This is a genomic window from Leifsonia shinshuensis (genome assembly GCF_022606355.1).
Taxonomy (GTDB): Bacteria; Actinomycetota; Actinomycetes; order Actinomycetales; family Microbacteriaceae; genus Leifsonia; species Leifsonia shinshuensis_B.
Map to the genome: position 1 here is coordinate 143853 of NZ_JAHHZQ010000006.1, position 12276 is coordinate 156128.

The 12276-nt window shown below is 69.3% G+C and carries 11 protein-coding genes; 7 read left to right on the forward strand and 4 right to left on the reverse strand.

Annotation, left to right across the window (positions count from 1 at the left end; genetic code table 11):
* Positions 1–4: 4 nt before the first annotated feature.
* From KNO15_RS21965 to KNO15_RS21980, 4 genes are read left to right on the forward strand one after another with little or no spacing between them, the layout of a single operon-like run.
* Positions 5–1036, forward strand: coding sequence for a P1 family peptidase (locus KNO15_RS21965; protein ID WP_241706089.1), 1032 nt, complete (start codon positions 5–7; stop codon positions 1034–1036).
* Positions 1037–1050: 14 nt separating this feature from the next.
* On the forward strand, positions 1051–2112 hold the full coding sequence (locus KNO15_RS21970) for a P1 family peptidase (protein WP_241706090.1): 1062 nt from the start codon (positions 1051–1053) through the stop codon (positions 2110–2112).
* Positions 2113–2164: 52 nt separating this feature from the next.
* The gene (locus KNO15_RS21975) at positions 2165–3238 is read left to right on the forward strand and encodes a C45 family autoproteolytic acyltransferase/hydolase (protein WP_241706091.1); all 1074 of its coding nucleotides are present in this window, start codon (positions 2165–2167) and stop codon (positions 3236–3238) included.
* A gap of 13 nt (positions 3239–3251) precedes the next feature.
* Positions 3252–4268, forward strand: coding sequence for a LacI family DNA-binding transcriptional regulator (locus tag KNO15_RS21980; protein WP_241706092.1), 1017 nt, complete (start codon positions 3252–3254; stop codon positions 4266–4268).
* A 15-nt stretch (positions 4269–4283) separates the two neighbouring features.
* Here the strand turns inward: KNO15_RS21980 and KNO15_RS21985 are convergent, their stop codons facing one another.
* From KNO15_RS21985 to KNO15_RS21995, 3 genes are all read right to left on the reverse strand, one after another.
* Positions 4284–5918: a glucoamylase family protein gene (locus KNO15_RS21985; RefSeq protein ID WP_241706093.1), complete on the reverse strand. Its 1635-nt coding sequence runs from the start codon at positions 5916–5918 to the stop codon at positions 4284–4286.
* A gap of 455 nt (positions 5919–6373) precedes the next feature.
* The gene (locus KNO15_RS21990) at positions 6374–7006 is read right to left on the reverse strand and encodes a hypothetical protein (RefSeq protein ID WP_241706094.1); all 633 of its coding nucleotides are present in this window, start codon (positions 7004–7006) and stop codon (positions 6374–6376) included.
* A 416-nt stretch (positions 7007–7422) separates the two neighbouring features.
* Complete coding sequence (locus tag KNO15_RS21995) at positions 7423–7614, reverse strand: hypothetical protein (protein WP_241706095.1); 192 nt, start codon at positions 7612–7614, stop codon at positions 7423–7425.
* Positions 7615–7825: 211 nt separating this feature from the next.
* Here KNO15_RS21995 and KNO15_RS22000 point away from each other — a divergent pair, with 211 nt between their 5' ends.
* On the forward strand, positions 7826–8179 hold the full coding sequence (locus tag KNO15_RS22000) for a hypothetical protein (RefSeq protein ID WP_241706096.1): 354 nt from the start codon (positions 7826–7828) through the stop codon (positions 8177–8179).
* Positions 8180–8502: 323 nt separating this feature from the next.
* Here KNO15_RS22000 and KNO15_RS22005 read toward each other — a convergent pair whose 3' ends face one another.
* On the reverse strand, positions 8503–9525 hold the full coding sequence (locus tag KNO15_RS22005) for an LCP family protein (RefSeq protein WP_241706097.1): 1023 nt from the start codon (positions 9523–9525) through the stop codon (positions 8503–8505).
* A 237-nt stretch (positions 9526–9762) separates the two neighbouring features.
* Between KNO15_RS22005 and KNO15_RS22010 the strand changes: the two genes are divergently transcribed.
* Both KNO15_RS22010 and KNO15_RS22015 read left to right on the forward strand, forming a co-directional pair.
* The gene (locus KNO15_RS22010) at positions 9763–10353 is read left to right on the forward strand and encodes a hypothetical protein (protein WP_241706098.1); all 591 of its coding nucleotides are present in this window, start codon (positions 9763–9765) and stop codon (positions 10351–10353) included.
* 217 nt (positions 10354–10570) lie between these two features.
* Positions 10571–12199, forward strand: a complete 1629-nt coding sequence (locus KNO15_RS22015; protein WP_241706099.1) for a LuxR family transcriptional regulator — start codon at positions 10571–10573, stop codon at positions 12197–12199.
* Positions 12200–12276: the final 77 nt, after the last annotated feature.

The window sequence follows — 12276 nt, forward strand, 5'->3', positions numbered from 1 at the left end:
CTCCGTGACATCCGTCACCACCGATCACCGACTCACTGGCGTCCCGGTGTGGGGCGACCGGATCGCCAACCGCGATCTCGACCTCGTCCCGCGCACCGCGACGACCGCAGATCGCGTCGAATACGACTTCCCGGGTGTGGAGGTCGGCGTCGCCGAGTACGCGGAGGGCCCGACCGGCACGACCGTGCTCCACATCCCCGCCGGGGCCCGTCTGGCGATCGACGCCCGCGGCGGCGCCATCGGCCTGAGCAGCGGATTCGAGTACTTCGCGCACGCGATCTGCCTGACCGGCGGCTCGGTGTACGGCCTGTCGGCGGGTTCGGGAGTCGCCGACGAGCTCCGGGCGCGCGGCGGCAACCGGGGCGCGGTCGACGACCTGAAGCTGGTCTCGACCGCGGTCATCTACGACTTCTCCGCCAGGGACAACGCGATCTACCCAGACGCGGCGCTCGGCAGGGCCGCGATCCGCGCGGCCCAGCACGGAAGCGTGCCTGTCGGCCGGGTCGGCGCCGGGGCGAGCGCGAGCGCGGGCAAGGTCTCGTACGCACGCACGGAGCTCACCGGCCAGGGCGCCGCGTTCGGTCGGGTCGGCCGTGCGCGCGTGCTCGTGGTCACCGTGGTCAACCCGGTCGGCGTCATCGTCGACAGGGACGGCGAGGTGGTCAGGGGCAACTACGACGCCACCACCGGGCGCCGCGGTCGCCTCGAGCCCGACTACCTCGCTGCGCTGGAGCGCGGGCAGCGACCGACGGCCGAACGCGGCAACACCACGATCACCGCCGTGGTGACCAACGTGCGCTTGAGCGACAGGGAGCTGATCCACTTCGGCAGGCAGGTGCACTCCTCGATGAACCGCGCCATCCAGCCGTTCCACACAGCGCTCGACGGCGACACGCTGTTCGCCCTGACCACCGACGAGATCGATCTCGATGCGCGCGACGGCGCCGACAGCGCCGACGATCCCATCACCGCCATCGCCCTCGGCGCGCTCGCCTCGGAGCTCGCCTGGGACGCGGTGCTGCGAGCGGCGCGATGAGCGGGGAGACGACCATGACCAGCACCGAACGGAAGACGATGCCCCTCTACGACGACAGCCTCCCGCACCGGCTCACCCCTCCGCCGTTCTGGGGCGACCGGATCGGCAACGACGACGTCGAGCTCGTCCCGACCCACGGCGCCGGCCGTGCGGAGGTCGCCTTCGACTTCCCCGGCGTCGCGGTGGGCACCGCCGAATACCTCGACGGGCCGACCGGCGCGACCGTGATCTCGGTTCCGTCCGGCGCGCGCACCTCCGTGGACGCCCGCGGAGGAGCCATCGGAATCATCGGGCGGTACGAGGAGCTGAACCACGCGATCTGCTTCGCCGGCGGCTCGTCGTACGGCCTGGCTGCGGCGACCGGCGTCGACGAGGAGCTGCTCGCCCGCACCGGCAACCGGGTGGGCTGGCAGGATCTGCGATCCGCCTCGGGCGCCGTCATCTACGACCTGGCCGCTCGCGACACGGGCATCGTGCCGGACGCCGCACTCGGCAGGGCCGCCCTGCTCGCCGCACGGAAGGATGCCATCCCGGTCGGCCGGGTGGGAGCCGGCATCGCCGCATCCGCGGGCAAGATCGATCTCTCGCGCTGCGAGTTCACCGGTCAGGGCGCCGCGTTCCGGCGGATCGGCCCGGTGCGCATCCTCGTCGTCACGGTCGTCAACCCGGTCGGCGTGATCGTCGACCGCGACGGTACAGTCATCCGCGGAAACTACGATCGCGAGACCGGCGAACGGCGGCTCCCCGTCGCAGACTACGAGGCCGCACTGCTCGCGGGCGAGTCGCCGACCACTTCACCCGGCAACACCACCGTGACGGCGGTGATCACCAACGTGAAGCTCGACGACAAGGAGCTGCGCCTGTTCGGCCGCCAGGTGCACAGCTCGATGAACCGGGCGATCCAGCCGTTCCACACGAACCACGACGGCGACACCCTTTTCGCGTTGACCACCGACGAGGTGGCCCTGCCGCCGGCCGGAAGCACCCGGCTCGGCGAGCAGGCGGTCAACTCGATCGCGCTCGGCGCCATCGCCTCCGAGCTCGCGTGGGATGCCGTCCTCACCAGCGCGCGCTGATCCCTCGCCCGACCGACCCGACCTACCACTAGACCCCAGAGAGGGACAACGCATGACCGTCCGCCGCTTCGAGACGACCCAGACCGACCCGTTCCTGCGCGGGGAGGAACTCGGTCGCGCCTTCGCCGACGGGATCGCCGCCAACCTCGCGGGCTACACCGAGCTGTTCGACGTGGTCGGTGTCGCGGCCGAGGACCTGCAGCCGCTGGGGCTGACGGCGATCGAGCGGATCGAGGCGTGGCGACCCGCGCTCGCCGACGAGCTTCGCGGGCTCGCGGCCGGGTCGGGGCGGGAGGAGTGGGAGCTTGGGATGCTCAACGCCCGCACCGAGATCCTCGCGACCGTCGGCGCGATCGGAGAGGGCGAGTGCTCGACCTCGGTCTACCTGCCGGGAGCCGGCGTTCCCCGCACCGTGCAGACCTGGGACTGGCACGATGTCTCCAACGACGACACGCTGGTCGTCCGCTCCCGGACGGCCGCGGGCCGGGTGGTCCGCTACTTCACCGAGTTCGGCATCCTCGGCAAGATCGGTGTGAACAGCGACGGCGTCGGAGTGCACTTCAACATCCTCAATCACGCGGCGGACGGCGACGGCATCGGCGTGCCGGTGCACGCCGTCGCCCGCGGGGTGCTGGACGGAGCGGGAACGCTGGAGGAAGCGGTCGAGATCGCGCTGTCCGCCGACGTCACCGCCTCGACGGTCCTGACGATCGTCTCCACCTCGACTGCGGGTCCGCAGGCGGTCAGCGTCGAGCTCAGCCCGGGCGGCCACGCCACCGTGCTGCCGTCCGACGACGGGATCCTCCTGCACACCAACCACTTCCTCGACCCGCGGCTCGCGACCGGCGAGCTCGTCCCCGACACGTCGAGCAGCTACCGTCGGCTCGACCGTCTGCGCGAGCGGCAGACGTCGCTGTCGTCGACCGATCCGCTGCAGCGGGTGGCCGGTATGCTCATCCACGAGGCGGACGGCGCGCCGGTGTGCTGTCACCCCGACTCCCACCTCGCCTTCGAGCACCGCTGGCAGACTCTGCTGACCGTCTCGCTCGACCTGGAGCAGACGCGACTCCAGTTCCACGAAGGCGGCCCGTGCACTGCGACACGGGAATCCTGGCAGGTCTTCTGAGGGGGAGAGGAGCATGGTGCAGAAAGCCCCGACGCACGCACCGGTGACGATCGTCGACGTCGCCAGGGAGGCCGGCGTCTCCAAGACAACGGCCTCCGACGCGTTGAGCGAACGCGGCCGGGTCTCGCCGGCGACCCGCGATGCCGTCCTGGCCGCCGCAGAGCGCCTCGGATACTCGATCAACCGCTCGGCGCGCTCTCTGCGCACCGCGACCACCGGCGCGATCGGCCTGTACATCCCGCAAGTGCTGGTGCGGAGCGAGCACTACCTGTCGTTCGTGTACGGGGTGGTCAACGAGGCGGCGGCGTTCGACTACGACGTGACGCTCATCGTGGCGGCCGCGGATGCCCGCCCCGCGTACAGCCCGCACGTCGACGGCATCGTCCTCATCGACCCGGTCGTCGAGGACCCGATGATCGCTCGACTGCTCGCCACCGGGCTCCCCGTTGTGTCGTCGGAGCGCCTGCCGGGCGGACGACAGCCGGCCGGTGTCGTCTGGTCGAACCACGCAATGTACACGACCCTGCTGCTCGAGCACCTCAACTCCCGGGGGGCGCGCCACCCTGCGCTGATCGCCTCGACCACCAACTCCGACTGGTCCAACGCCGTGCAGAACGCCTATCTGGACTGGTGCCGGACGATCGGCGTCGAACCCCGCCTCGAGGTCGCTCCGTTCGGAGCCGACCCGGCGACGCTGCAGAGTGCGGCGCGGGCGCTCCTCGCGCAGGCGCCGGACACCGACGCGCTCATCGGCGCCGGCGACGGTGTGGCCACCGCGATGTCGCATGCGCTCTCGGCGGACGGCAGGAAGATCGGCAGCGACATCCTCCTCGCCTCCTGCGTAGACAGCAGCGAGCTGCGTGCCGCCCACCCGCCGATCACCGCCATCGACACCAAGGGCGGCGAGGCGGGCCAGGCGTGCGCACGTCTGCTGTTCGACCTCCTGCAGGGCAGGATCGAGCCGGGCACGGCGCAGGAGCTCCCGCTCAGCCTGAACCTGCGGGAGTCGACCGTGGGGAACCGGGGGTAGTCGGACGCTCCCTCGCTACTTCAGCGTCATCGTCTCCAGCGACAGGTAGGTCTTCGCCGCCCAGGAGGCCGGGTCGTCCGCGAAGTGCTGGCGGAGCGCGCCGCCCCGCAGCGCGTTGTCGATCGACATCATGATCATCGACTGGTCCAGCACCAGCCGGCGATGCCCGATGGAACCGGTGACGGGGTTCACGGCGTCGAAGAAGCCGCCGTCGGAGCTGTAGACACCCGGGTACAGCGTCCGCAGCTTCGTGATGTTCGCGTACGAGTCCTGCGGCAGCACGCCGAGGGTGGTGAAGGAGGCGTGCGGGGTGACCACGTCCTCCGCCGAGCATGTCGGGCACTGGGCCAGCGCCTGGCCGGTCGGGAACTTCCGGCCGGCGGCGCCGTAGACGCCGTATCCGCCCGTGTCGTCCGCCGTGCTGGAGGGCGACATGCCCCACACCGGGTAGCCGAGCGTCTGCGTCGCGTACTTCTCCTGCACCTGCGCGGTGCGCACGTCGGCCAGCCCGAAGCCGTTCGGTCCCCAGGTGGTCTCCGGCACGATCTCGTTGGCGAGGGTCGCCTCGAACATGCCGCCGCCCCAGGTGGGGAGGAAAGTCAGGCTCGTGCCGGGGTAGGTGTAGTGGCCTTCCCAGACGTTGAACACCTTTCCGCTCTGCGGGTCGGTGTACTTCTGCCAGTCGCCGGCGACCGGCCACTGCCCCTGCCACGAGAAGTCGGGGTCGGTGCTGCACTGCTGCGGCGGGAGGGTGCGCCAGGTGCGCCACCAGACGTCGCCGGGCATCTGGCGGAGGCCCATGCCGATGTACATCGCGATGCGCGGGTCGCTGTAGAGGGCGCCGTTGTGGTAGCCGGCCGGCCCCTGGCCGGCGTAGTAGCCGCCGTACATCTGGCCGGTGGGCTGGTTGCCCGGGATGTCCGGGTTCGTGTTGCAGGCGGTCTGGGCCCGGCCGTCGTAGAAGATCGAGAAGTCCATCGGCGCGATCAGGGCGTCGATCTGCTTCCGCAGCTCGGGCAGCGCCTGGCGGGCGACCAGCAGGCCGGACGCGTACCAGCCGTTGTCGACGGCCGAGAGGAACGAGCAGTTGTCCTGCTTCGGGGTCGTCTCCGTGGCGCAGTCGGCGGCACCCGGGTTCAGGATGGTGTGACCGGTGCCGGTGTCGTACCACTGGAACAGGAAGCCGTGCGAGGAGCGCAGCGCGGCGACCCCGGTCAGCGTCGAGGAGATCAGCGCCCGCTCCTCCGGCCGCTTGATGATCCCCAGGTCGCCGGCCGACACCACGGCCTCCAGGTACACACCGATGTTCGCCGCCGAGGTGTATGCCCCTCTGGTCGTGCCCGGCCCGAGGTTGTCGAGCGGCAGGTGGGTCGTCGGGTCCACGTCCTGCCGGTAGAAGTTCCAGGTGTCCCTGGCGACCTGCAGGAGGTCGGCCTTCTGGGCGGCGGTGAGCGGCGGCTGCGCGCTCATGCCCTGCATGCCGGGGGTGCCGTGTGCGCCGGGCGCGCCGGGCGCGACGGGCGCGGGAGCAGGCGAGGCGGAGGCGGCCTGGGCGGTGGCGAGAGAGCCGGCTACGAGGCCGAGTGCGACGGACAGTCGCAGGATCACGGTCGCCCGGCGGGCGCGCCGGGCGGGGCGGGGTCTGGTCATGGACGGTCTCCGTTTCGTGTCGTCGTTGATCACTCCGCGGACCGTATGCGCATACATTCGATTGCGCAAGTCCCACATCATGCCCACATCATCGGCCGACTCCTTGTCGACGCACCTCTCAGAAGGGGCACGCGACGCCAGGACGCGAACCACACTCGTCCGTGCCCGCTGAAAGGAATGCCGTGCCCACGATCGCCGCACCGACCGTCGCCGAGCATCGCCTGCGGCAGCGCGAGAGTCTGATCGACGCGGCGACCGAGCTCCCCATCGCCGACGGCGTCTAGTCGCTCCCGCGGCGGTCGGAGCGGCGGCCGGCTTGGCCAAGCAGCACCTGTGGCCACCGCCCAGGCGGTGCAGGCATCCAATGACACCGAGTTCTCTGCGACCGACGGACGACGTGACCGGATGCTCGCTCGAGCACGCCAGGCGCTGGGATTGTTCGACCTGTGGAAGAGCTAGAAGTGGGCCAGGCCTGTGACGCGCCACTCGGCGGGGTAGTGGTCGATATCGGCAACCCAGGAGCCATAGTCACCAAAGTTCTGCCAGGTGATCCACCCGTTTCGTCGTGCTGTGATCCACCAGGTCACCACGGTGCAGAGCGAGATCGCCTGGTTGTCGACACGGTCGGGCTCTGTTCCTTGACCTGATTCTGTTGCGCGAACTGCGGGTGGGGACGCATTCGCCGCCGTGCTCACGCTGACCCCGTAGCTTCCGGGGCCGAGCACCGTGACGTAGGCGGGGTTCCAGCTGAACTCGCCGGTCCCAAGAGAATCACGAGGGTAGGTGGCGATGGCGTACTCCAGGGAGTTGAGCGCCAGCCCTTGCCCGCCGATCAGGTCTGGCCGGCTGCCGTTGTGCCACCCCCACCACGCCACGAGCTCATCTGGCGCAGGGAGCCCGAGCTCGCCGAGTCCGTCGAGGACCTGCTGCCTGCTCAGGCCTGGCTGTAGGACGTCGTCGAGCGGCGCGCCTGCGTCAGCCGCGCACCGCGCCAGCTCGTCGAGGAGCTCGACAAGCAGCGACGGGGAGGCGTCATCGACGGTCCATCCGTCAGCGGTCTGCCGGAGGTCAGGGAGCTGAATCGCCATTGCACCGTACCGATGTGTGAAGGCCCGTCGTGGAAATGACGAGGAACTGGTTTCCGCTGTTCGAAGTGGTAGAGCTCAGGTCGCACACGCTGTAGAAGTGCCTGAGCGGCGGCGAGCACCGAGCCGGGAACGTTTTCGGCGAGGGGGCTGCACCGTTGCGATCCGCCGGAATCGTGATGTCAGCCAGTGCGGACGTTGTACTGAAACTAGCGCCTACAGGGGCCCCAACCGTTAGTGCGATAAGGGACACCGGAGATGTGCCGATACCTCGTCGCTTTCTGAAGATCCCCACAGCGGAAAGGTACTGGAGGTCGGAACTGTGCAAGTTCCCCTTTTCGGGGCGCACTCGCCTGCATCCTTGTTCGCGATGCTGGTCGTCGGCGCCGGACGCGACGGCCGGATGTGCTCGCCGGAGTTCAACCGGTGATGGCGAGGGTGTGGTTGTTCTCGCCGACGGCGGCACGGTAGTCGTCCTCGTTGTCGCAGAGCACTGTGAATCCGATCACTTGGTGGTTGATGAGTAGCGAGCGGGCGAGGATCCTGCGGAACGGGCCCGGTCCGGGGTCTGTCCAGGCGAACACGTCCACCGGGGCGCCTAGAAGCGCCATCTCTGGCTTGAATGTAAGAAGAAGCACACCTGTGAGCTGACGCGGCGGCAGCTCCCGAGACAGCCTACTCGACTGATATCTGAAATCAGTACGTGAAACTTCTGGATTCGGCCCTGCGACGCGGGTTCGGATGGCAGTACACGCAGAGCGCTGCGACGCGCCATGTTGGTGCGTGCGCGCCAGCGCGGCATCGATCTCATACCCTGTCTAGGTGTGGATCAGATCATCTACCCGGCCGGCGGCATTCGCCGAAGAGGAGTTGCCGGCGTACATCAATGAGCTCCGGGACGAGTTTTCGTCTTTCTATGACTGTTTCTGGATCAACGTGAACACAGGTAGCGCTATCGCACTGCTCAGCTACGCGCCGTCGAATGGCGTCACGGCGCACTCGTTCAATCTCTACAGCTGGACGGCTCAGGCGGGACTCGCCTCACTGTCGATCGAGTGGCCGAATTACGAGAACCTCTGGTACCGCGACGGCGGCGACACCCTTGAATCCCGTAGCGCGCGACTCGCTTCGCGCACCTCGAGCATGTTGAAGGTGGCCCAGCTTCCAATGGCGTAGAGGGCTCTCATCGGCCATGTCACACGCAGAGCATTTGCGACACGTCATGTCGTCGACGAACCGACGAGCGCCCCCGATCAGGAGCGCGGCTCGGCCATCATCGAGCTGATCCTCCAGGTGGCCAGGCGGCGCAATACGGCGACCCTGCTGGTCACGCATGACCGGACTCACCTCGCGCGCACGGACCGGGTCCGCACCACGATCGAGGGCAACTTCTCCGACGCGTCGGAAGCAACGCGCGTCGCCGCCTGAGACGATCCGGGTCGGCCCATCCGGGCGGTCACTGCGGCGGAGAAGCGGAAGGCCGGCGGCGGTTGCCCTCCTCACCGCCCCGGAGCGAACTGCGAGAGCGTGTCGTCCGCGAGCGCCGCGCGCACGCGCGCGAGCGCCGCGGGATCCACGTTCACGATGGACTGCCCGTCGGCGGACGTCGCGGTGCCGGCCGTCGGCAGCGTGAAGGTGTGGATGGCCGACGCGCCGGAGAGGCGCATGCTCGCCGCGAGCGCGAGCATGCTCGGCAGGTCGAACGAGGAGTCGACGCTCACGGCGGATCCGGTGGCGCGGGCGAAGGCCAGCAGGGCGGCCGGGTCGGTGAGCACCGAGCGGTGGATCAGGGTGGTGGCGAACCCGAGCAGCAGGGCCTGCTGGTCGGCCACCCGCTGGTAGTCCGCCGTGGGGAACGCGTACCGCTCCCGGGCGTACGCGAGTGCCTGGTCACCGTCGAGGTGGTTCATTCCCTTGACGAAGGTGTAGTGCGGCGACTTGACCGTGGTGAAGGCGACTGGGCTGTCGACGTCGACGCCCCCGATCGCGTTCGTGATGCTCTTCAGGCCGGCGAAGTCGAGGATTGCGATGTGGTCGATGCGCACCTGGAGCAGCTGTTCCACCGTCTGCACCGTCAGCGGTGTGCCGCCCCAGGCGAGCGCCGCGTTGATCTTCGCGGTGCCGTTGCCGGGGATGGGCACCCAGAGGTCGCGCATGATCGACATGACATACACGTTCCGCCGGTCGGCGTCGATGTGCACGAGCAGCATCGTGTCGGAGCGCTGGTCCGATTCCGCGGTGGCGCCGATCGAGGTGGGGGCGCCGCGGGAGTCCGAGCCGAGCAGCAGGATGTTCACTGCCCCGGTCGGTGAGGCGGGAGGCCGCGGGACGGCGGTGGGGAGCGCGTGCGGGAGCCGCGTCACGTGCGAGTCGAAGGTGCCGGCGACGCTGCCGGCATAGATCGCTGTGGCGCCGAACGCGACGGCGGCTACGAGCATGACGACCGACGCGAGCGTCATCGTGATGTGCAGCCAACGTCCGCTGTGGCCGTGCGGGTGGATTCGTACGCTGTGGATGGCCATGCCGCTCGCCCCCTCATGCCGGGGGTCGGGTGCCGGCACGTGAGCCCAGTCGAGAAATCCTCATTTCCCAAATGGTGGGGACAGTATAAGCAGTCTGTCCTCATTAATGAGGACCCCCACTTCGCGGGACGATCGTCGGAGGGCGACGTTCCCGGGACGCATCGCCCGACTGGTCACGACAGTTCTCGTCGGCGTGCGATGATGTGGATCTCACGGGTACGGATCGAGGAGTTGTCGATGACCATCTACGAGGGCGCCCCCACCGGCGTACGCCGACAGTCACTGCTCCAGCAGGTGCTGGGGACGGCCGGCGCCGGCGCGGCCGGTGCGCTCGTGGTGGTGGCGTTCTCGCCGTTCAGTGCGGCGACGGCCGCCTTCTCCCCGCCGCTCTATGCGCTGATCGCGGGCGCCTACAGCATCGTCCCGTTCCTGGCTCGCCGTCTGCTCGGCTATCCGTGGGCCGCGACGACCGTCGGGATCGTGGCCGCCGTCCTCGCCGCGCCGTTCAGCCCGATCGGCATGCTCATCGTCGTCCTGTTCGTGGGAGCCGGAGCCGCGTACGACTCCGTCAGCTGGGCGCTCACCCGGGGGCGCGCGGATCGGGTCGCACCGGCGTGGGTCTCCGTGGTCGCCGCGCTCGTCTCGGCCCTGGTGCTCTTCCTCGTGTCGTTTCCCGTTCTCTCGCCGGAGCACCGGGTCCCGCTCATTCTCGCGGCCACTTTCGGAGGCCGGGCGATCGGACAAGTGGGCGCGGTCGCGATCGCCGGTGGCGTCGGCCGCCTGCTCGGTCGCCGGGGCGGCGCCGAGCGAGGCAAGACGGGGGTCTGACATCGGCCGACCGCTCGGGGCGTCTCTGGTCCCCGATGTGCGACGGCCGGCCGACGATCCGGTAGCGTGAAGCTACCGCATCGATCTTCGGCGACGCGCGTTGCCTGCCGCCGCCGTGGAGTCGTGCGTTTCCGGGAGGCTCATCCGGGACGACCTGCTCAGTGTGAGGGGTCGTCGTCGCCCGGTCTGTGATGTCTCGCACCCTTATCCGGAGGTCATGGTGAGTGATCGGAACGACGATCTCGATCAGGAGATCGGTTTCGACCCCAGTCTCCCGCCCGCGCTCCCTGACGACGTCGACCGGGTGGCGTCCGAGCTGGCGTCGTTGATCTCGGCCGGAGATCTGGTCACGGCGAACGCTCTCGTGCGCCGGTACTGGTTCGAGTTGCTCCGGTCCCATGGTGAAGCCCTGCGGCTGGCTCTGGACCTGATCCCGGCCGCGGCGCTGCGCGATCAACCCCTCCTGGCGATGATGCTGGGCATCTGCTACAACGGCGTTCCCCACAAGCGGGTCAGGGCGCTGCGCTACTTCGCCACTGCTGTGCGCGCGGCCCGTTCCGGCCGGGTCGCGCTGGACGCGGTGGACCGCGCTCTGATCCTCGTCAGCGAGAGCGCCGTCTACCGGTTGATCGGACGCCCGGCGATGGGAGTGGGACCCGCCCGGTCTGCGATCCGGATCCTGGACGCGATGAGCTCCGCCGAACTGCAGTCGCTCAGCTCGCTTCCCCGGGTCTACTCGCAAGCCGGTGTCAGCCTGTACTACGGCGGCGACCTGGACGGAGCCCTCTCCGCGTTCGAGTCGGGGCTGGCCGAATCGACCGGCAACGGCACCTCTGACGGGTTCGGCAGCCTGGCGATGCTCGCGGGCATCCGTGCCATCCGCGGTGAGCTCCGCGAAGCGCGCGTCTACATCGAGTTGGCGCATTCCCCGGAGTGGACGGATGAGCAGCGGTCCGTGTACTCGGGCACCTTCTACCGCGTCGCGGAGGCCATCGCCTCGCTGGAGGCGTTCGACCCGATCACGGCCCGCAGCCACCTGTCGGCACTGGTCAACGACCCGCGGACGATCGAGCACTGGATCGCGATCGCCACGACCGAAGCCCTGACCGCACTCGTCTCCGGGCGACCCGGCGAAGGATTGGTGCGGCTGGATGCGGTCGCCGCCGCCCGCAGCGAGGGTCGATCGGCGGGGGCACGCGGTCGGCTCGCGCCGACGCGGGCGCTGCTCCAGCTGGCTCTCGGCTCGCGCGATGCCGCGGGGGTCATCCTCCACCGCGACGCACCTCCCGGGCCCGACCGTCACGTCGCGCAGGCGCGGGTCGAGCTCGCTGCCGGTCGGAGCGGTGAGGCCCTCCGGGAGCTGCGCAAGATCGCCGGTGGAGACCTCCCCCCGCGGAGCGTTGCGGAAGCCATGGCGATCGAAGCTGCTGCACTGCTTCGACTCCCGTCGAGCGTCCGGTCGGTCGCCGTGATCGAGCATCTCGGTTCCTTGCTCGAGCACACCGGTCTGCGGCTACCGCTGGCACTCATCCCTCCCGCGGACTTCGTACGACTGCGCGCGGCCCTGGTCGAACAGGGGTTCGGCGGCCTCTTCGACGGAATCGACGTCCGGTCCGTCCTGGGCGACACCACCCCGGAGAGCACGCTCAGCGAGCGGGAGCTCGTCGTGCTCGCGGCACTCATGCGTCACAGCTCGCCGGCCCGGGTGGCCTCGGAACTGGTCGTGTCGGTGAACACGGTCAAGACGCAACTGCGGAGCATCTACCGCAAGCTCGGTGTGTCGAGCAGGGACGAGGCGATCGCCGTCGCTCTCGATCGGCATCTGCTGTCGGAACACGACGGCTGAGCCCGGCGGGGTGACCGTCAGGGTGATCTCGGGGTGAAACCTCTCGTTTCGATGGCGGCGATGAGCGGCCCTTCGCT